Origin of the sequence: Massilia sp. W12 (genome assembly GCF_037300705.1) — a bacterium.
Taxonomy (GTDB): Bacteria; Pseudomonadota; Gammaproteobacteria; order Burkholderiales; family Burkholderiaceae_D; genus JACPVY01.
In genome coordinates, this window is the sequence record NZ_CP147776.1 from 6,117,709 (window position 1) to 6,136,891 (window position 19,183).

General features: G+C 55.7%; 17 protein-coding genes. 1 reads left to right on the forward strand and 16 read right to left on the reverse strand.

Annotated features, from left to right (window positions below; genetic code table 11):
• Window positions 1-2: 2 nt before the first annotated feature.
• From V8J88_RS25270 to V8J88_RS25315, 10 genes are all read right to left on the reverse strand, one after another.
• On the reverse strand, window positions 3-2,681 hold the full coding sequence (locus V8J88_RS25270) for a contractile injection system protein, VgrG/Pvc8 family (protein WP_338847063.1): 2,679 nt from the start codon (window positions 2,679-2,681) through the stop codon (window positions 3-5).
• A complete protein-coding gene (tssG, locus tag V8J88_RS25275; RefSeq protein ID WP_338847064.1) occupies window positions 2,678-3,781 on the reverse strand; it encodes a type VI secretion system baseplate subunit TssG in 1,104 nt (367 codons plus the stop codon). Before tssG ends, V8J88_RS25270 begins: the two co-directional genes overlap by 4 nt.
• 8 nt (window positions 3,782-3,789) lie before the next feature.
• The gene (gene tssF / locus V8J88_RS25280; protein WP_338847065.1) at window positions 3,790-5,628 is read right to left on the reverse strand and encodes a type VI secretion system baseplate subunit TssF; all 1,839 of its coding nucleotides are present in this window, start codon (window positions 5,626-5,628) and stop codon (window positions 3,790-3,792) included.
• Between the two features lie 14 nt (window positions 5,629-5,642).
• Complete coding sequence (locus V8J88_RS25285) at window positions 5,643-6,023, reverse strand: type VI secretion system baseplate subunit TssE (protein ID WP_338847066.1); 381 nt, start codon at window positions 6,021-6,023, stop codon at window positions 5,643-5,645.
• A 70-nt stretch (window positions 6,024-6,093) separates the two neighbouring features.
• Window positions 6,094-6,648 (reverse strand): type VI secretion system tube protein Hcp, encoded by a 555-nt coding sequence (locus tag V8J88_RS25290; protein WP_338847067.1) that lies wholly within the window; start codon window positions 6,646-6,648, stop codon window positions 6,094-6,096.
• A gap of 30 nt (window positions 6,649-6,678) precedes the next feature.
• Window positions 6,679-8,709: a type VI secretion system contractile sheath large subunit gene (tssC, locus tag V8J88_RS25295; RefSeq protein ID WP_338847068.1), complete on the reverse strand. Its 2,031-nt coding sequence runs from the start codon at window positions 8,707-8,709 to the stop codon at window positions 6,679-6,681.
• A gap of 471 nt (window positions 8,710-9,180) precedes the next feature.
• A complete protein-coding gene (locus V8J88_RS25300) occupies window positions 9,181-9,444 on the reverse strand; it encodes a hypothetical protein (RefSeq protein WP_338847069.1) in 264 nt (87 codons plus the stop codon).
• 155 nt (window positions 9,445-9,599) lie between these two features.
• Window positions 9,600-10,595: a sigma-54 dependent transcriptional regulator gene (locus V8J88_RS25305; RefSeq protein WP_338847070.1), complete on the reverse strand. Its 996-nt coding sequence runs from the start codon at window positions 10,593-10,595 to the stop codon at window positions 9,600-9,602.
• A 406-nt stretch (window positions 10,596-11,001) separates the two neighbouring features.
• Window positions 11,002-11,439, reverse strand: coding sequence for a hypothetical protein (locus V8J88_RS25310; RefSeq protein ID WP_338847071.1), 438 nt, complete (start codon window positions 11,437-11,439; stop codon window positions 11,002-11,004).
• A 102-nt stretch (window positions 11,440-11,541) separates the two neighbouring features.
• A complete protein-coding gene (locus V8J88_RS25315; RefSeq protein WP_338847072.1) occupies window positions 11,542-12,165 on the reverse strand; it encodes an alpha/beta fold hydrolase in 624 nt (207 codons plus the stop codon).
• A gap of 1,245 nt (window positions 12,166-13,410) precedes the next feature.
• Here V8J88_RS25315 and V8J88_RS25320 point away from each other — a divergent pair.
• The gene (locus V8J88_RS25320) at window positions 13,411-14,256 is read left to right on the forward strand and encodes a sterol desaturase family protein (RefSeq protein WP_338847073.1); all 846 of its coding nucleotides are present in this window, start codon (window positions 13,411-13,413) and stop codon (window positions 14,254-14,256) included.
• A gap of 573 nt (window positions 14,257-14,829) precedes the next feature.
• Here the strand turns inward: V8J88_RS25320 and mnmE are convergent.
• The 6 genes from mnmE to V8J88_RS25350 all read right to left on the reverse strand — a co-directional run bounded on the left by mnmE (window position 14,830) and on the right by V8J88_RS25350 (window position 19,180).
• Window positions 14,830-16,221, reverse strand: a complete 1,392-nt coding sequence (gene mnmE, locus V8J88_RS25325) for a tRNA uridine-5-carboxymethylaminomethyl(34) synthesis GTPase MnmE (RefSeq protein WP_338847074.1) — start codon at window positions 16,219-16,221, stop codon at window positions 14,830-14,832.
• Between the two features lie 60 nt (window positions 16,222-16,281).
• On the reverse strand, window positions 16,282-17,961 hold the full coding sequence (yidC, locus tag V8J88_RS25330; protein WP_338847075.1) for a membrane protein insertase YidC: 1,680 nt from the start codon (window positions 17,959-17,961) through the stop codon (window positions 16,282-16,284).
• Between the two features lie 5 nt (window positions 17,962-17,966).
• Window positions 17,967-18,254 (reverse strand): membrane protein insertion efficiency factor YidD, encoded by a 288-nt coding sequence (gene yidD, locus V8J88_RS25335; RefSeq protein ID WP_338847076.1) that lies wholly within the window; start codon window positions 18,252-18,254, stop codon window positions 17,967-17,969.
• Window positions 18,241-18,645, reverse strand: a complete 405-nt coding sequence (gene rnpA, locus V8J88_RS25340) for a ribonuclease P protein component (RefSeq protein ID WP_338847077.1) — start codon at window positions 18,643-18,645, stop codon at window positions 18,241-18,243. The genes yidD and rnpA overlap by 14 nt, the downstream gene beginning before the upstream one ends.
• Window positions 18,646-18,662: 17 nt before the next feature.
• Window positions 18,663-18,797 (reverse strand): 50S ribosomal protein L34, encoded by a 135-nt coding sequence (rpmH, locus tag V8J88_RS25345; protein ID WP_338847078.1) that lies wholly within the window; start codon window positions 18,795-18,797, stop codon window positions 18,663-18,665.
• A 113-nt stretch (window positions 18,798-18,910) separates the two neighbouring features.
• Window positions 18,911-19,180: a hypothetical protein gene (locus tag V8J88_RS25350; protein ID WP_338847079.1), complete on the reverse strand. Its 270-nt coding sequence runs from the start codon at window positions 19,178-19,180 to the stop codon at window positions 18,911-18,913.
• Window positions 19,181-19,183 lie beyond the last annotated feature (3 nt).

Consider the following 19,183-nt stretch of genomic DNA (forward strand, 5'->3'; position numbering starts at 1 on the left):
CCTCACAAATAAATCACAATCGCTTCAATCAACGTGATGCGGGTGATGATCATTTCGATCGCCGGTTGTTCGCCTTTTTGGGCAAAGTGCAGGCCAGGCCCTTTCAAGTCAAATGTGTTGTCATTGCCAACCAGATTGATTGCAGTGCTGCTGCCAATAATGCTGGTGTTGACGCTGACCCCGTTGAGCGTGGTGTTGGTGGTTGCGCCAGCCAGCGACACCGCATTGCTGACGCCGCTGATATTGGCCGAATTTGACATTCCCACCAGTGACACATCCATGCTCTTGCCGGTGAGATTGATATTTGTGTTTTCACCGCTCAAATTCAGATTCATGCTTTGCCCGGTGAGATTGATGTTATTGCTTTCACCGGTCAGATTGATGGCATTGCTCTCGCCGGTCAGATTGATGGCGTTGCTTTCCCCGGTCAGATTGATGCTGTTGCTTTCACCAGTCAAATTCACCGCATTGCTCATCGCGGTCAGGGCCACGCTGTTGGCGATGCCGGTCAGCGCTGCGCTGTTGGCAATGCCGGTGTCGCTGTTGCTGTTGGCGACGCCAACTTTGCTGTTGGCGTTGGAAATGCCGATTGTGCTGTCACTGTTGCTAAGCTCAATTTTGTCTGTGCTGGTGCTGGTCGTGATGGTCGAGGTGCTGGTATTGGTGGTGATAGTGGAAATGCTGATGCTTTCCTGAATCACGCTTTCGTTATACGAGGTTCCGATTTCAGCATAGCTGGACGTCACTTGCGCGTATTGCCGGCTGTAGTTCGAGCCAAAACTTTCCGAGGCGCTCAGAAGATCGCTGGCGTTTGCATAGGGGCCGTAGAGTTCGGTGAAGTTTTGCGCTGCGCCCGGGGCTGCGCTGTCAGCGCAGGAAAAACTGTAGCTGGCGCCCTGGCTGAAGCTGCAGTTATCGTATTTGCCGCTGGCGTAAGCATTGCTGACAATGCTGCTGGATTGTTGCAGATTGGCGCTCGAATGCTGGCCGTAGTTGATGCTTTGATTATCGCCATAGCTGGTTGAATAATTATTCCCGACATGGGTGTTGGACAGCCATTGCGAGGGGCTGGCGGTGACAGTCATCGCGCCATTGGTTTGCACAATATTCTGAATTTCCGGCAATTCCGATTCATCCTGGGCGCGCGCCACCACGACTGTCGAGCCTATGGTCGGCACTGATTGCATAGAGGTTGACAGCCTGATCCAGACCGGCGGCGCATTCGCCGCATCAGTCGAAAAGCGCACATACACGCCCATTTGCGCAAACTGCGCCGGCTGACTCAAGGCGTCATAAAAATTCATGCCTTCCGGATCGAATGAGCTGGGCGCGCCGAATACCGTTGGATCTTGCACCGGGGCCTGCAGGCCGGACACCACCACCGCCAGCAAGCTGCCTTGTTGCGTGTCTTGCAGCGAAAACGGGCTGATCGATTGATCCGCATCGCCGGCCTGGAATTGATTTTCATAGCGCCCATCCGCATGCGCGCTGTGCTGCACCGAGGTCAGCACAAACAGGCGATTTTCCAGCAGCGGTTGCAGCGGGCTGGAGGGACTGTCCGGCGCCCCGCCATTATTCAGGCTGAAGTAATGGCCGACATGGAAGTGCGCGCAAAAACTCTTGCCGGACAAGGTCGAGGCGCTGTTGCTCAGGGTGCTGGCGGTAGCGTCGGTGTATTCGCTGGCCTCATCATTGCTGCAGCCGTATTGATAAATTTTGTATTGGCGGAACGGTAATTCGCCAGGGTCAGGCGGATCTTGCGCAGTGAAGGCGATCCAGGGGGCGATGCGCATGCTCAGCCAGGACGGCTGTTGCTGGGTCAGATTGCCTTGCACCCCGCTGCTGATCATGTGGTTGCTGTAGTTGTAATCGGCCAGCACATCGGTTTGCGCCAAAGCCAGCGGCTCGGTCTGGGTGTAGTCATAGCGCAGCGTCAAGCCGTTTTTCAAGACCGGCGGATAGCAGGGCTTGTTGGCGAACACCACGGTATGCGCCGTGGCGCTTTGCTCAAAGAAGAAAAACAAATGCGCTTTGTGCAGCAGGCGTTGCAAGAATTCCAGATCGCTTTCGCCGGCCTGCAGCCAATCCTGCACCCGCGCCACCGCCAGATTTTCTTTATGCATCAGCGCTTCGGTCGAATAGCTGATGCGGTGCTGGTCGAGCAAGTCGCCAATCACATCGCGGATATTCTTTTGTTTGAAGATGCGGTAATGGTTGGTCAGACTGAGCCGGTGCAGCGCCGGCTTCATGGTGGCGTAGTACACCCCTTGCACGCCAATGGCAAAGCTGGTGACGATGCCATTAAACAAGGCCAGCTCCGGCCCGACCGGAGCGCCATCCAGGGCGGCGCGGAAGCTGGCGGGCGCGCCATGGTCGCCGCCTTGCGCATCGCCGCAGGGAAAGGCAATCCCGACGGTGAGCGGGCGGCCAATAAAATCATTGAAGCAATACGGCGCGCCGTTTTGCAAATCGGTGTTGCCATGCAATTCGAGCTGGAATTCAAACAGTTCTGAAACGCTTTCCTGTCCCTCAAAACTGACCAGGCGGAAGGTTTCGTCGCCGATGATCTGCTCATCCGCAGTAAAGAAGGCGCAATGCAGATACAGCGCCGGAGCGGGGGCTTTGAGCGCTTGCAGCGCGCTCATCAGCTTCATGGCTTCCGGATTCAGTCCGTCATTCATGCCGGCCTCCATTGCGCATCAAATTGCATGAGAAAACGCAGTGCGCGCACCGCACTTCCGGCGCGCGCCGGCCGCGTCTGCAGCCAGCTGGTGTGCCCTAAGCGCAAACCGGGTTCGCCTGTCTGCAGCAAACTGAGCGGGATGCTGTCTTGCCGCACCTGGATTTCCACTTCGCAGTCAACCTGACGGTCGAGCAGCAATAAAAGCAGGGCGGAGAAATGGGCGTAACCCGGACGCGGCGCTTCTTGCGCGCCGCTTTCTGCTGGCGCCGCCTGGTTGGCGAAGACCCGCACACTTTGCGCCAGTTCCTGCGCATTCGGCGGCAGCAGTGCGCACATCGCCTCAAAGTCCAGACTGGCGATCAGCAGCCTTACCCTGGCCTGTTGATCCCAGACCCGTTTTCCCAGTACGCTGCTGCAGCCCAGTGCATGGTTGCTGCGGCCCAGACCGATCCGGTCTTCCGGCTCGATTTGCGCCCAGGCCCCAATCAAGGCTTGCAAGCTGACTTTGATTGCAGGCTGACGTTTGCCGAATTGCATATTCATCACCAGGGTGAGAATCTGTTCGACATTGCTGGCGCATTTGCGACGATTCGCCAATAAACCGGCCAGCCCCAGCCAGCGCCTTGGGTCGAGTGGAATTTGCTGCGCCAGATGGGGCGAAGCCAGCCCCATCAGCGAGGCCAGCGCATGCGCCTCTTCGGTTTGTTCCGGGGCATCGCTGTTGAGGGCGGTGATTTGCTCACGTTTGAATGCAAAGCGCAGCAAATTCAAGCGTTGATTGAAGATGTCGAAAAAATCCGCCATCGCCGGATTGCGTTCACGCGCCAGATCGCGCACCCATTCAGTAAAAGGCTCCGGCAGCGGGCCGAGAATGCTGGCGATGCAGAAATTGGCGGTGCGGATCTCGATCACTTCTTGCGCGCTGGCGTCGGCCTGGCTGGCGCGCACCCCGACCTGGGCGAATTCGCGCGCAGGAAAGGCGGCTGACAAATCGGCGCGAAAACGCAGCCTTTGTTCAGGCGGTAAACTGCAATCCGGATCGGCCAGCAGCAAGCGCATCAACTGAAAAACGTTGAAGTCGCCGTACTGGCGGAGCATCAGCTCCTTTAGAGTACGATCGTTGCGCCGGCCAATGGTTGCCATTGTTTCAGTGTCCCTTTGAGATCATTCGTTTCGAGCGCCAGCTCAACGATTTGGTTGACGCTGGCGTAAAGCCGGAAAAAATGCCGCAACACGCTGCAAAACAGCACTGCGCTGCCGTGTTCAAATGCGCTGCGGTCGAGCAACAGGGTCAATTCCAGTCCGCGCACAAAGCCGCGCCAGGCGTCGCGGTGTTGATGGCGCACAATATTGCGCGCGCGTATATCCAGAATCGCATCCACTTGCTGATTGCCCTGGTTAGGATTGGAGCCGATGTGCAAACGCAGAATTTCTTTCAGCGCGCGGTGTGCTTGTGCGCCGCTGGCAAGCGATAAGTGATTTAAAGACAGTTGCGAGACCAGCGCCCACGGGCGCTGCCCGTTTTGCAGCGGGCAGTGATGCGCAGTCGGTTTGGTGAAGGCGCTGATGTATGTCACCGGGCCTGCGCCTTCCAGATGCATCGGGCTGCCGCACAGCAATTGTTCCGGCAGCCGGCGATTGGTGCACAGCGCGCGTCCGCCCACCACTTCATCCGGCGGCAGCGCCAGTGACAGGTTTTGATCTAAAAACGAGACGAACATCTCGCTGCCGGCGATGTTCTTGGTTTGGCACAATTCGCGCCGCGCGACATAGAAATAATCCTGCTGCTCCATGCGCGTCACATCTTCCATTGCAAAGTAGGGCACGATGGGGCGCGGGCTGCCTTTGCTGGAGACCGATTCCAGTTCCTCAATCGCATACACTTCGCAATAGCGATGATTCTTCATATCCCCCATCAGGTGATATTCGTATTCGGTATGGTCGAGCGCAATCGGATCGATGCGTTGCGAAAACAGATTAATCAGCGGTACGCAATTCATGCGCAGCGTGTGCGGGGTGAATTGCTGGTTGGGATCGTGCGGCGCACTCAGCACAAACAGCAGCTCAAAACTGTTGTCATGGCCATTGAAATTGAGTTGATCCAGATTCACCACTTCAAAAAACAGGAATTTTTCAGGGAATGAAAAATATTCCTGCAGCAAGCGGTAACCGGGATGGGTGCTGCTGTTGGCCGGCAGCATCGCCTCATCTTCGCGCATGCCCAGCCAGTGCAAGTTTGCCGCCGGCAGCAAGCCGGGATGGGCGCCGCCGCCGGCTGGCGCAATCGTCACCGCCAACAGATGCAGGGACAGCATTTCGTATAGGGCGAAAGCATGCGGGTCGGCGTCATTGATGTAAAAGCGCAAGCGCTGCGGCCCCTTGCCCTGGATTTGAATCTGTCCCACGCCGTCAGCTTTGAGCTTGACCCGCAACACGGATTGCGCTTTGCTCAGGCTGCCAAGAATGCGGTATTCGGCGGCGGCTTCCATGCCGATTTCATCAATCAGCAAGGGCAGCAAGGGCGTTTCATAGCAGGTGCGGAAGCGGCACTCGATTTGCAATCCGAGATTGTTGGTGGCGTTGGCCCATACGTAGCGGCCCCGTTCAAGAATTTGCTCTTTGGCGAAATTCGGCCCGTCCGGCTTGACCCCGAGTTGCGCGATCAGCATCGACGGCAGCGGCGCGCTCAGATGGGGATACAGGAAGCCCAGCAGGGCGTTCGGCACAAAGGCTTTGTCCTGCTCGATTTGCTGGCGCAGGCGGCCAGTCAGAAAAGCAAACGACTGCAGCAGCATTTCCACCTGCGGATCGCTGGCCTGACGCGCATTCAGGCCCAGATCGCGCGCCAGTTCGGGATGCTTTTCGCTGAAACCGATGGCTTCAGTGCGCAATGCCTTCAATTCCTCGCGGAAATGATCTTTCAATTTGGCGTTGGCGGCTTGCATCGCAGTTCCCCTGGTCAGTGCCTTGGCAGTTCAAAGTAAAAAGTTTCTATCTCAACGCTGTCATCCAGATGGCCTTTGATCATCAAGCGGAACGGCTGCTGTGGATCGCCACTGGCTTGCACCACGATCTTGGGTTCCAGCAAACGCGGTTCATAGCGCTTGATCAGGCGGGTTAAGCGCAGCGCATAACGTTCCAGATCGTGTTTGTCGCCCGCGCTGATTTCCACCACATTCGGCACACCTGCTTCCAGCAAATTCATGTCATTGCCATACTCCACCACGCGCGCGGCGACCAGCCGCTGGATTTGCGCCGCGACGGCGGTTTTCAGTGCGGCGCTTGCGCTTTCCCGGTTGGCCGCCGGCGCTGCCGCCAGTCGCTCCAGTAAAAACTGCATAGACCCTCCGCGCCAAACTGATCAGGCCGCCCGCCGCCAGCAATGCGTGGCGGCGGCCTGCTCACGCCGTTCAACTGAATTTGCCAGCAAGCGGCCGGTTGTGCGAGATGCTCCAGCCGGCGGTAATGCTGCCTGGGCGGGACATATCGTTTTCCTGCACGGTGTAAGTCCAGATGATTTCCGTGAAGTTGATTTTGAATTGCTCGGTCGGCATATCATCCGGGTGGGTCTGAAACTGGATTTCGCTGATGATCGCGTCACGCAGCTGGATGGTGATGATGTTGGCCGTTTTATCGCCGGAATTGCGCGCGATATAGATCTTGGTCGGCTTGTCTGCGCCAACCCCGAGCGGCTCAGCGCGCAGGCAATATTCATACAGCTTGACTGAGGTCGCATCGACGTATTTCACCACCGTGAATTCGGTGATAATCGGCCGCCCGGAGGTGCGCGCGCGATTACTCACATCGGTCGTGATCTGTTGTTGCATACCCTGGTGCAGGGACACCAGTTCAATGCATTTTTTACTGAAATCCAGATTCGGATCGCGCCAGTCTTTATCGATCATGGTCACGCTGGTGCCGCTGATCATGTCCTGATTACCAGGCTCCAATAAAATCAAATCCATAACAACTCCTCAAAAATGGTGGCAATGCGCTTATTTGGGCAGATTCGCGACCAGACGGATCGAGGTGGTCAACTCTTCCAATTGAAAGTGCGGTTTTAAGAACACCGTGGCGCGGTAGGAACCAGGCTCCCCCGGAACGTCTGTCACCACCACATTCGCTTCGCGCAGCGGATAACTGGCTTTGGCTTCCTGGGAAGCGTTGTCATCCAGCAGCACGTAATTGGAAATCCAGGTGTTCAGATAGGACTCGACATTGCCACGGGTGAGGAAGCTGCCGATTTTTTCGCGCATGATCACTTTGATGTAGTGGGCAAAGCGCGAGGCCGCCAGCATATACGGCAACATGGCCGAGATTTTGGCGTTGGCGTTGGCGTTGTCGGAGAAATATTTTTTCGGCAGATTGGTGGTCTGGCCGCCGAAGAATGCCGCCTTTCCTGTCCCTTTGCAGTGGCACAGGGAAATGAAGCCAAGATCATTCAACTCTTTTTCACGGCGGTCTGTGATCGACACTTCGGTCGGGCAGAACAGCTCAGTGCTGCCATTGGCCGAGGTGAAGGTGTACACCGGCAAACCTTCCACCAGGCCGCCGCCTTCCACGCCGCGAATCGCAGCGGTCCAGTTGTACAGAGAAAAGGCGTTGGTGATGCGTTCGGCCAGCAGGAACGCCGGATTGCCCCACAGGAAATGATCGGCGTCCGGGTTGGCGTAGGAAACCGGTTCGCCATTTGGGCCAAACACAATCGGCTCTGCGGCATTGCTGACCTGCTCATTGAAATTCAGCGCTTCGCAGTGTGTGGTGTTGCGCTTGGTCGGCGCGCCATACGGCAGCCGCAACAGGGCGCGCGGCAGCGCCAGTGTGACATAACGCGCATCTTCCATTTCGCGGAAGGCTTGCCATTGAATCAAATCGCCGCCTTCAAAGATTTTTTTCAAATCACGCGGCTTGTCCAGCTTGTCAAAACCGCTCAGACCGAATAACTCTTCCGAGGCCTGGGCGATGAATGGCGCGTGCGCGGCGGCGGCGACTTCCGCCATTTTCTTCAGAAAATCGATGTCCGCGCCAGTGTGACCAATCGCGTAATCCCCCACCAACAGGCTGTAGGGATGGCCGCCGTAAGTGCCGTATTCCGCTTCATAAATCAATTTGAACAAACGGCTTTGGTCAAATTCCACCGCCTTGAGCATGTCTTTACGCAGCTCATCCTTGGTGGCGTTGAACACTTTCAACTTCAGCATCGGCCCGGTTTCTGTGTTGAACACCAGATATTGCAGGCCGCGCCAGGTCGCTTCCATTTGCTTGAAGCCGGCGCTGTGCATGATGGCCGACAGGGCTTTGCTCAGCATGTCATCAATCAGCGCCACCAATTCATCAATCACGGCGGTGGTGCCGCGCTGACGCGCATTGCTGATCGCGCTCGCCACTGCTGCATTGCTATCATTGAAATAGGTGTTTAATTGCTCTTTGAAGGCAGTCATGCTGAGCGCAATCTTGTCTTCTTCCAACTTGAGCGCGGCGGCGATGTCTTTAGCGGCCTGTTCGGCGGCCGCATTGCTCAGGGCCGGGTTGGCGTCGTTGCCGGGGTTCAGCGGTTCGACCAGATCATCCAAAATCTTGGCCACCACATCATTTGACTCTGCCTTGGCTTGCAGGTCGCGGATTTGGCTGCGGGCGCCATATACCGCGCGTACTGAGGGCAGCGCCTGGATCACGGCCAGCGGTTCAAAGGCGTCGATATTGGCGAACGTCAGTTCCAGATCAGCCGCATCTTTCAATAGCGCCTTCAGCGTGGGATCGGCTTCCTTCGCTTTGTTCAGCACCACGCGCGGCTTGATGGTGGCCATCACATCGTTGAAGTTGTCGCGATCGATATCAACCATATTCCTGGTCTTCAGGCTTTCATAGTTGGCCGGATCTTCGCGCTCGCCTTTCAAGTCAGCCAGAATGCCGACGATGAAGGGCAGCTCTTTCTTTTCAATCGCGCCGCCGGTTTCGACGTCGTAAGTGATTTTTACCCTGGGTGGCCTGACACGCAGGAGTTTCTTTTGCACGCTTTCAGTCATCTTGAGACCTCGCTCCAAAGTCACAGTAAAAGTCAATTGACGATCTTTTGTCGCCGCTTCGCTGCTTGCGAAAACGGCGGCAAAACGACCTGCATGCCAGGCATGCAACCCATTTTCAGCTGCGATTCCTGTGCTTTGCGGCCGGGCGGAAGGCGTAACAGCCGCCATGCCCTGCAGCGCGGACAGTGCATCCTCCCTCAAACTGCGAAGGCCGGAATCGCACAGGGAATACATTGCAAGCCCTGTGCCATGCCGGCCTTATTTGCTAAGCGATTGAAAAAAAAGAACTTTTAAACTGTTGCCCGGTGTTAAGGGTGGAATTTCACCCGCCGGCGGCAGAGGCCTTACTGTCATGCGGGCTGGGTGGAATTTGCCGCCATGGGTGTTATTTCACTCTTTCCCTGAGGCAAAAAATCTGCGGGCATAAAAAAGCCCGCTGCTTGAGCGGGCGCGCGATTGGCTGGCTGCTTTTTATGCGCTGGGCGGGCGCGGGCGGCGCCAGATTTCGCGGTTGCCGATGCGCTGTGCGCAAATCAGGCCGCGTTTTTCCAGCTCTTGCAGCGCAAGCAAGGTGATGTGCAGGGATTCCGCTTGCTGCGGCCATTCTATCCACCATTGGTGAATGCCTTCTGCGGTGTCTGCGCTGTCAGGATGGCGTTGCAGATAAAGTTCAATCGCACTGATGACAAATTGGATGGTCGCATCAGGCGATTGCGCGTGGGTTGTTTGCATCATGTTCGCGGCAAGTTGAGTGCTACAGGATAATATCCACCCATGGTATGGGGGTGTAAAGCGAGCATGATTATATTCCAGTTTTCATGTAAAACTACTAAAAGAAAACAGTCATGTCTGCTGCTTGCGCGCAGAGCGGGCAGGGCTGCGGCGGCGCCTTATTCAATCTCCTGGCGCTGCGCAAAATTTTCCATGTGCAAGCCATGTTTGCGCGCCAGTTTGCCAAATGCGCTGCGCTCCTGCCCGGACAACTCAGCTGCGCGGGTTAAATTGCCCTGGGTTTGTTGCAACATTTGACGCAGGAAGCGGCGTTCAAATTCGGCAATCGCCAAAGCTTTGGCGTCTTTGAACGAGGCGGGATAGCGCAATGGCTGCTCTGACGCATCCTCCTCTGCAAAGCCTGGCGCCGCGCTAAATTGAATCACATCGCTGTCGCACATTAAAAATTCGCGATGAATCACATTTTCCAATTCACGGATATTGCCCGGCCAGTTGTATTGCACAATCCATTGTTGTGCAGAGGGGTGTAAGGTTTTTTGCGGCATGCGGTATTGGTGGCTCAGGCGTTGCAAAAAACAATGCGCCAATTCCAGCGCATCGCCTTCCCGTTCCCGCAATGCCGGCATGCGCAGGGTCAAGACATTAATCCGGTATAAGAGATCGCGGCGGAATTGACGCGCCTGCACCAATTCATCAAGGTTGGCGTTGCAGGCTGCCAGAATACGCACATCGGCCTGCCGTTCGACGCCGCTGCCTACTCTGCGATAAGTTTTGTCTTGCAAAAAGCGCAGTAATGCAGCTTGCGCTTTCAGGCTCAGGGCGTCGATTTCATCGAGAAACAGGGTGCCGCCATCCGCTTCCGCCACCAGACCGGGGGCCGCCGCCTTGGCGTCAGTAAAGGCGCCGCGCTCATGTCCGAATAACTCGCTTTCCACCAGCGCTTCCGGCAAGGCGCCGCAATTGACGGGAATAAAGGCTTGATTTTTGCGTGCGCTTTGATAGTGAATGGCCCGTGCGGCAAGTTCTTTCCCGGTGCCGGTTTCCCCGATAATCAGCGTCGTGGCGTTGACGCCGGCAAATTTTTCGATGGTATGACAAACCTGGCGGAATTTCCCGGATGAGCCTATCAGCTTGCAGCGCAGCAAATCATTCATTTCACTTTCCTATATCGCACAAGGGAAAACAAAGACCCGCGCTGAATCTGTTTAATCAGCCAGGCCGGGAAAAGAAGAATTTTGAAACGCAAAATACGAACAGCCGGATTTGCTGCGCAATGGGACAGGCGCATGAATTGATTTTAGCCCAGCAATTTTTGAAAATAAGCAGAAGTAGTGAGAAATGAGACTGTCTTACAACACATCTTTCTACTTTGGTGGAATGCCGCATAGCGATGTTTTGTTGCGGCAATAAAAATTTCCTGCAGGCATGGATGGCTGCATTTTTCTGTTTGACGTGGCATGCAGGCGCCTGCATGCCTTATATCAAGGCATTTCGCCAGCAAGCGCAGGGTTATGAATCAGGGGTGTCGCAGACGCTTCGTTTTGCCTGAGGTTCGAGGGCTTAGGCGTCTGTGTTCCTCTTTGCGTTTTGGTAAGAGATAAAGTCCTGAGCTGACTGACGCGCACTCCCTGATGCCGCAGGATTGGCGGCGACCGCAGCCAGCATTGAAAGGAGCGATTGGCCATCGACTTCAGCGATGCCGCCATTGTGCAAGCGATTGAGCATAAGAAGATTGAACGTCCCGGGGGCGTGCTTGACAGACGCAATGAGCGCCGGCTCATACCCTTTGCAGGCCTCAAGGCGGTGCAAGATAGACCAGAAGATCCCATAGCCATCGTCTTCTGGAAATCGCTCGAAAACGCGGAGCAGTGCCTTGAACTCGGGCAGCGCCAGTTCTTCGGGGCGTGCTGCAGAGATTGCTTTCTCCAGTTTCCGGAGTTGCGTTTCGTCGTGTGGCGCGGTGAATTCTTCCAGTGCCTTGATGAGCGATTGCGACATGCTTTAGACGCCTAATGTTTGACGTGAGGGGCCGCCGCAGCGGCGAAGCCGCGAAGAGAACCCGCAAGCGCAGCTTGTGGGCGGTGCCTCTCGACGGAATGGTTAGGGCGCATGTTGGAACAGCTTACGCAGAATAATCTCGCCGACACGCCTGCTGGCGGGAATCAGGGTATGCATTTCATCGATTCTCTCTTGATCACGCAGCCATTCTGCGCTGACCTCTGAAACAGCGACAACACCGTCGTTTGGCTCCCCGTGGAATGGAGCACATTTCAAGGAAAAACCTCGAACGCCGACAATTGCGGTGATTGGATCAGAGGCAGAACCGATTTCCTCCATGCGCGAGCCAGAAGCAAGAAATTGTCCGCAATCTCCCGTAATGGCTTTGTAGAGGATGTTTGATGAGAGCCGTTGCGCAAGGCGAGATGGATATATTGGCGAAGCAAGCAAGAATATGTGACGGGGCCTGCGAAGGCCTGACGGCAAAGACTTCAGTGCGCTTCGCAGCAAGACGCCGCCAAGTGAATGACCGATAACCACGTAATCCCCTTGTGCGGCTAGAGCTGTAATTCGTGAAATGAGCCTTCGTTCAATACTGGCGAAACTCTCTACAGGGGTGAAATAGGCAAAACTTTCAGGAGATAAACCGCCGCGTTTTAGCTTCCAGAGCAAAGGCCAAGCAGAAATCGGAGTTCGCCCCATCCCGTGAACAAAAAGTGCCCGCATGATCGTGCGCCCTATGGTGTGAGTTCAGCGGGCGCCGAAGGCGAGCCGCTGGAACGATGGCTTAGGCTGTTTGATGAGGCAACAGCCTTTGTGAATTGAAAACCAGCCAAAGCGTCCTCGCAAAATAAAGCTTACGGGAGTAAAAACCTTCTACTGCGTGATGCCAAGCCAGCAAAGACGATGAACGTTGGCGCAGGCAAGAGCTGAAATATACCAGAACAATACAGCGAACAGGGAATTGACGCCTGCGTTTGAGTCTGGCAGGCGCAGCAGGCGATCCGCTGGGACGGCGAAGGCTATACCTTTGCTGGATCAATCGAGTCTGACCCTATTGATTCCAAATATACCAGAACAATACAGCGAACAGGGAATTGACGCCTGCGTTTGAGTCTGGCAGGCGCAGCAGGCGATCCGCTGGGACGGCGAAGGCTATACCTTTGCTTGATCAATCGAGTCTGACCCCATTGATTCCATTGATCCTTCAGTCAACAGCAAGGTTGACATGCTATGTTTGTCACTTAGACCAGGGACGCGGCGGTTTGCGTTTTCTGCGTAACCGGCAATGGCTTTCGGATCGGAGAAGGATGACATTCTGCGGCGTCTAAGGTGTGAGTTCAGCGGGCGCCGAAGGCGAGCCGCTGGAACGGCGAAGCCTATACCTTTGCTGGATCAATCGAGTCTGACCCCATTGATTTCCAGCGAACAGGGAATTGACGCCTGCGTTTGAGTCTGGCAGGCGCAGCAGGCGATCCGCTGGGACGGCGAAGGCTATACCTTTGCTTGATCAATCGAGTCTGACCCCATTGATTCCATTGATCCTTCAGTCAACAGCAAGGTTGACATGCTATGTTTGTCACTTAGACCAGGGACGCGGCGGTTTGCGTTTTCTGCGTAACCGGCAATGGCTTTCGGATCGGAGAAGGATGACATTCTGCGGCGTCTAAGGTGTGAGTTCAGCGGGCGCCGAAGGCGAGCCGCTGGAACGGCGAAGCCTATACCTTTGCTGGATCAATCGAGTCTGACCCCATTGATTTCTATCCATAGCGAGGAAGCCATCAAACAAAGGCAAGCCGGCTGAGGTGATGGAGGGAAGGGGGTAGCCAAGGGGCGCGCGCAAGAGCTTACCCCGCCTTTCCGCCCAGTTTACAGCCTTGAAAAAGCAGTGGATAGCTGTCAAGGTAAACATTGACAAAAAAATTATCTGTGAATAAAGTTGCTGGCAAAGTATTCATGGAGAATTTCGCAATGATCACTACTGTAGAAGCCGTAAATGGCTTAGCCATATTATTGAATTGCATTATTTTTGTACTTTTGCCATTGGAAATCTGGCGGCGCTGGAAAAAAAGAAAACTCAATTGGTCGGCAATAAAAGAAATGGCGGCCAGCGTCAGCCCACTTATTCCAGACCTTCTCACTGGCGCTTTTGTCTTGGCTGTGGTTAGTGCCTTCTATCTCGCGGCAGGAGAAATGTCACCTTGGGAAATCCCCACTACGCCAATATCCGCTTTTATTTGCTTGCTCTTAGTTGATTTTATGTATTACTGGGATCATCGCTGCTCGCATCGGATTCGTGGATTATGGGCGCTGTATCATTCAGTACATCATAGCTCACCGCAGTTTGATCAAACCACCACTTTTCGGATCTCATTTGTTGATAGTTTTTTCACGCCGTGGTTTTATTTGCCGATTATCTTGATTGGCTTCAGTCCAACCATCGTCTTTGCTTGCTTCACTTTGATTCTCTCGTATCAAACATGGGTGCATACCGAATCTATCGGCAAATTAAAATGGCTGGATGCATGGCTCAACACTCCCTCCAACCATCGGGTGCACCACGGTGTGCAAGCGCTATATCAGGATAAAAATTATGGTGCTGTATTGATTGTGTGGGATCGTATATTTGGCACTTATCAGCGCGAGGAAGAAGCGCCAATCTACGGCATCACCCATCCCATTAACAGCGTCAATCCTTGGACCGTTCACTTTTGCGAACTTGGCCGCTTGTGGCGTGATATGGGGAAAACCAAGGGCTGGTTCAATCGCCTCGCGATTTGGCTCATGCCGCCAGGCTGGTCAGCGAAGAAAGATTGATGTCGATAACTGAGTTGTAATGAATGAATGCCGGGGGCAGTTTTAAGGGGGGGCACGAAGCAGGCGCGCTGAATGCAGGGAGCAGCTCTAACATTTCAACATTCCTCGTATCTATATAGCCACTGCGCTAACAAGTCGGTTTATATACCAAGCGGGTTGCAGCTTCATTGTGCCGGGCTTGTCGAACCATGGTTTTGCCATTCGTGGTGAGCTTGTCGAACCACGGTTTTCCATGATCAACCATGCCCTTCGACAGGCTCAGGGCGAACGGAATCTGCTTCGTCCATCCTTATGAAGGCTGAACAGTCACCATTCCTCACTTATTCACACCTTTGCATCTTGTACCAGCGCATTGCCCGGCTGACGGTCATGTAGTGTACGTCGAAATGCCTTGCAATTTCAGACATTCTATATGCGCCACTTTGGTCAGTTGAAAAACTTAGACATAACACCTGCCAATGGCGCTCCCCCGCCAAAACTGCCACCCCCGTTGCGCACCAAAATTCAGTTGCAACATGAGCGCATACTCAGGAAAACACAGCATGCCCGCTTGATATATCCCCCCGCCCAAACTCATTTCCCAATACAAAACCGGCTGAAAATCACCCCCAGCAAATCGTCCGGCGTGAATTTGCCGGTGATTAAGGAAAGTTGTTCTTGCGCCTGGCGCAATTCTTCGGCGAACAGGTCGAGCAATTGATCATCGCAGGCGGCGTGTGCGGCGGCTTCTTGCAGGTGGTTGCGGGCGGCGTGCAGCGCTTGCAAATGCCGTTCGCGCGCCAGGTACAGCGATTCGCCCGTTTGGCGCCAGCCGGCGATTTGCAATAATTCCTGGCGCAGCAAATCCATGCCCAGCCCGTCGGCGGCGGATAAATACAGATGCACATCGTCGCTGTCCGCTAACACGCTGCGCGCCGGCGCATGGCCGGATAAGTCGATTTTGTTCCACACCGTCAGCACCGGTACGCCGGCGGGGAAGTCGGCGCGCATCGCTTCATCTGCGGCGCGCGGGCCGTGGTCAGCGTCGAGCAAATGCAAAATCACATCCGCTTGCGCCAATTCGGCCCAGGTGCGCGCAATGCCGATGCGCTCCACCTCATCCGCTGCTTCATGTTCGGCGCGGATGCCGGCGGTGTCGATGATGTTCAGCGGAATACCTTCAATTTGGATGGTTTCGCTGACTTTATCGCGCGTGGTGCCGGCAATCGGCGTCACAATCGCCACCTCGGCCCCGGCCAGGGCATTCAGCAGGCTGGATTTGCCCACATTCGGCTGTCCCGCCAGCACCACTTTCAAGCCTTCGCGCAGCAATGCGCCCTGGCTGGCCTTATCCAAAACCTGTTGCAACGCTTGCTGAATCGCGCTCAACTGGCCGCGCGCATTCGATTTTTCCAGGAAGTCGATTTCCTCTTCGGGAAAATCAAGCGTGGCTTCGACCAGCATGCGCAGCTGAATCACTTGTTCGACCAGGCTTGAGACAGCTTGCGAAAAGGCGCCGGACAGCGATTGCGAGGCGGATTTCACAGCGGCCTCGGTGGCCGCTTCAATTAAATCAGCCACCCCTTCGGCCTGCGCCAAATCCATTTTGTCATTCATGAAGGCGCGCTGGGTGAATTCGCCCGGGCCGGCTAAGCGCAGGCCCAGATTCTGCCCGGCTTGCAGACAGCGCGCCAGCAGCATGCGCAGCACCACCGGGCCGCCGTGGCCTTGCAATTCCAGCACATCTTCACCGGTGTAAGAATGCGGGGCCGGGAAATACAGGGCGATGCCCTGATCAATCAGGCTGCCATCCGCCGCCGTGAAGGGCAGATAGCTGGCGTGGCGCGGCGCCAGTTCGCGGCCGAACAGGGCGGCGATCAAGGGTTTGAGTTGGCGCCCGGAAACGCGCACCACGCCAATTCCGCCGCGTCCCGGCGCGGTGGCGATGGCGGCTATCGGACTGGCGTCAAAAGCAGACAGGGACATGAAAGCTCCACATAAAAAAATGCCTGCGCCGCAGCGCAGGCATCTTGACGGCAAAACGGCTTACTTCTTGCCTTCCAGCTGGCGGTTAATCACCCACTGCTGGCCAATCGACATGATGTTATTCACCACCCAGTACAGCACCAGGCCGGACGGGAAGAAGAAGAACATGACCGAGAAAATCAGCGGCATCCACAGCATCATCTTGGCTTGCATCGGATCTGCCGGAGCCGGGTTGAGCTTGGTGGTGATATACATCGACACCGCATAAATCGCCGGCAGCACATACCAGGGATCCGGCGCGGCAAGGTCGGTAATCCAGCCAATCCAGGGCGCATTGCGGATTTCCACCGAGGCATGCAGCACCCAGTACAGGGCGAGGAAGATCGGCATCTGGATCAAAATCGGCAGGCAGCCGCCAAGCGGGTTGATTTTTTCCGATTTGTACAGCTCCATCATGGCTTGATTCTTCTTGGCCGGATCGTCTTTATAGCGCTCGTTGATGGCTTGCATCTTCGGCGTCACCACTTTCATCTTGGCCATGCTGCGCATGCTGGCGGCAGACAAGGGGAACAGCGCCATTTTGATGATGACGGTCAAGACCACAATCGTCCAGCCCCAATTGCCAATCAGTTTGTGCAGCAATTCCATCATCCAGAACAGCGGCTCGGCGAAGACATGCAGAATGCCGTAGTCTTTGACGCGATCCAGGCCGACAGCGGTTTGCGTCAGCATTTGGGTTTCCTGCGGGCCGGCCAGCAGATTCACATCCAGCTTGTAGTTGCTGTTATTCGCCATCACGCCCGGATTGAAGCTATAGCCCAGCGAGTACAGATTGGTATCGACTTTCTTGGTGTAAATATCGCGCTTGATCTTTTCCGGCGGCAGGAAGGCGGCCACAAAATAGTGCTGCACCAGGGCAATCCAGCCATTGTCGCTGCTCTTGGCGTGCTTGGCTTTGCCATTTTCCACGTCAGAGAATTCCAATTTCTGGAAGTGCTCTTCATTGGTGTACACGCTGGGGCCGGTGTAGCTGCTCATGAAGAAAGTATCGCCGGGCGGTTTGTTGCCATCGTGCAGGAATTGCATATACAGCTGTGGCGTGGCGGGCGCGCCGCTGTTGTTGACGATCTCATGCCGCACCCCGATTTTATAGTCGCCACGACGCAGGGTATACGTTTTGATCAGCTTGACGCCGCCTTGCTCGGCTTCCAGCACCAATTGCAATTCATTGCGGCCGGCGGCCAGCGTGCGCTCGCCCGGGCGGACTTGGAAGCCGCTCTTGTGGCTTGGCAGCGGCAGGCCATTGATCGCCGGGCCGGTCAAGCCGGACTGCATCACATAGGTGTTTTTGTCGTTCACATGGAACAGCAATTGATTTTTGTTTTTGTCGATGCCGTCGCGATATTTCAGCAATTCGAGGCGGGTCATTTGCCCGCCTTCGGTATCGACATCGAGTTTGATCACATCGCTGGCGATGCTGATCACTTCACGTTTGAAGACCGGCGCCGGGGCTTGCGCGGGTGCGCTGGCCGGAATCGCGCCTGGCGCAGCGCCTGCAGCCGCAGTGGCGGCGCCCGGCGGCAAATCATTGCGCAGCGAGGCGGCGACCGGCGGCTTGGGTTTGGGCGGCGGTGCAAAGAAAGAGGTATGGCCGTTCGCCACCATCCAGTTATCCCACAGGAAAAACAGGGAGGTGAGGAGCACGACCCACAAAATATTGCGTTTGATATCCGTTTGCATGGCAGTCACGAAGTATGGCCGCCGCGAGGTGCGGCAGCAGGGGAAGACTTGGGCGGCGGCACAGGATCGTAACCGCCGTCATTCCAGGGATGGCAGCGGCAGATGCGGCGCAGGCTGAGCCAGCCGCCACGGCGCGCGCCATGGACGCAGAGCGCTTCCAGAGCGTAATTGGAACAACTGGGATAAAAACGGCAGCTGCGCGGCAACAGCGGGCTGATGCACAGCTGATAAGCGCGCACCGCCAGGCGCAGCAGGCGCGCCGGCAGTTGCAGCAGAAATTCAGTCGGAGGCATGACGGGGCTTTTCCACTCTTTGGAACAGACGCGCCAATTCCGCCCGTAACTCCGCTTTTAAAGCGTCGTTGCAGGCGGGGCCGGACTTGCTGTTGACCGGTTTGGACAGGCGCAGCAGGCAATCAAGCGGTGGCAGATCAAGCGTGCGGAACAACTCGCGCGCTGCACGTTTGATCGTATTGCGCGTCACCGCGCGCGGCGCAAAGCGTTTCGCCACCACCAGCCCGAGACGGGCGTGGGGCAGCGCCTTGTCCTGTGTATACAGCACAAAATGTGCAGACTTACAGGCAGGGCGCAAACGAAAAACGGATGAAAATTCATCCGTTTTCAATAGCCTGTGCTCACGCGGAAATGCTTGCGTGTGCTGCGCTGGCGTTTCAGGCCTGTTCACGCGGCATGGGCCGTCGCTTATACGGCCAGGCGCTTGCGGCCTTTACCGCGACGTGCATTCAGCACAGCGCGGCCGCCACGGGTGGCCATACGGGAACGGAAGCCATGGGTGCGCTTACGGCGCACGACGGAAGGTTGATAAGTACGTTTCATGTTGGGTCTCGCTGGAGCTAAAAAAATACTGTCATTAAGCGGCTTGCCTGCTGGCCTGCCACCCGAAAACGGCGCTATCCGGCCCGTTTCACGCGCACCCGGGCGCTTCACCCTTAACGTGCATCAACATGGCGGACACAGAACCGGGGATTAGACAACATAAGCCCTTGTTCTGTCAAGGCGTTTGCCGGAATTTTTCGGAATTCTGCTGTAAAAAGCACGGAATGCCCGGGAAAAGTGCAGCAAAATACCACAATTTCTGCATTTGTGCGCGCAGGTTTTTTCGCAACAAATGCATAAATTCGATGCGGCGCCTGTGGATAACTTTGTTGAAAAAGGGTAAGATAGCGGGTTACGTGCGTTGCGCCGGAGCTGGCGCGCATGGC

What these genes read in the sequence shown, in the direction of transcription:
- V8J88_RS25270 (WP_338847063.1), bottom strand. Translation starts at nt 2,681, where the DNA reads ATGAATGACGGACTGAATCCGGAAGCCATGAAGCTGATGAGCGCGCTG.
- tssG (WP_338847064.1), bottom strand. Translation starts at nt 3,781, where the DNA reads ATGCTCCGCCAGTACGGCGACTTCAACGTTTTTCAGTTGATGCGCTTG.
- tssF (WP_338847065.1), bottom strand. Translation starts at nt 5,628, where the DNA reads ATGCAAGCCGCCAACGCCAAATTGAAAGATCATTTCCGCGAGGAATTG.
- V8J88_RS25285 (WP_338847066.1), bottom strand. Translation starts at nt 6,023, where the DNA reads ATGCAGTTTTTACTGGAGCGACTGGCGGCAGCGCCGGCGGCCAACCGG.
- V8J88_RS25290 (WP_338847067.1), bottom strand. Translation starts at nt 6,648, where the DNA reads ATGGATTTGATTTTATTGGAGCCTGGTAATCAGGACATGATCAGCGGC.
- tssC (WP_338847068.1), bottom strand. Translation starts at nt 8,709, where the DNA reads ATGACTGAAAGCGTGCAAAAGAAACTCCTGCGTGTCAGGCCACCCAGG.
- V8J88_RS25300 (WP_338847069.1), bottom strand. Translation starts at nt 9,444, where the DNA reads ATGATGCAAACAACCCACGCGCAATCGCCTGATGCGACCATCCAATTT.
- V8J88_RS25305 (WP_338847070.1), bottom strand. Translation starts at nt 10,595, where the DNA reads ATGAATGATTTGCTGCGCTGCAAGCTGATAGGCTCATCCGGGAAATTC.
- V8J88_RS25310 (WP_338847071.1), bottom strand. Translation starts at nt 11,439, where the DNA reads ATGTCGCAATCGCTCATCAAGGCACTGGAAGAATTCACCGCGCCACAC.
- V8J88_RS25315 (WP_338847072.1), bottom strand. Translation starts at nt 12,165, where the DNA reads ATGCGGGCACTTTTTGTTCACGGGATGGGGCGAACTCCGATTTCTGCT.
- V8J88_RS25320 (WP_338847073.1), top strand. Translation starts at nt 13,411, where the DNA reads ATGATCACTACTGTAGAAGCCGTAAATGGCTTAGCCATATTATTGAAT.
- mnmE (WP_338847074.1), bottom strand. Translation starts at nt 16,221, where the DNA reads ATGTCCCTGTCTGCTTTTGACGCCAGTCCGATAGCCGCCATCGCCACC.
- yidC (WP_338847075.1), bottom strand. Translation starts at nt 17,961, where the DNA reads ATGCAAACGGATATCAAACGCAATATTTTGTGGGTCGTGCTCCTCACC.
- yidD (WP_338847076.1), bottom strand. Translation starts at nt 18,254, where the DNA reads ATGCCTCCGACTGAATTTCTGCTGCAACTGCCGGCGCGCCTGCTGCGC.
- rpmH (WP_338847078.1), bottom strand. Translation starts at nt 18,797, where the DNA reads ATGAAACGTACTTATCAACCTTCCGTCGTGCGCCGTAAGCGCACCCAT.
- V8J88_RS25350 (WP_338847079.1), bottom strand. Translation starts at nt 19,180, where the DNA reads ATGCGCGCCAGCTCCGGCGCAACGCACGTAACCCGCTATCTTACCCTT.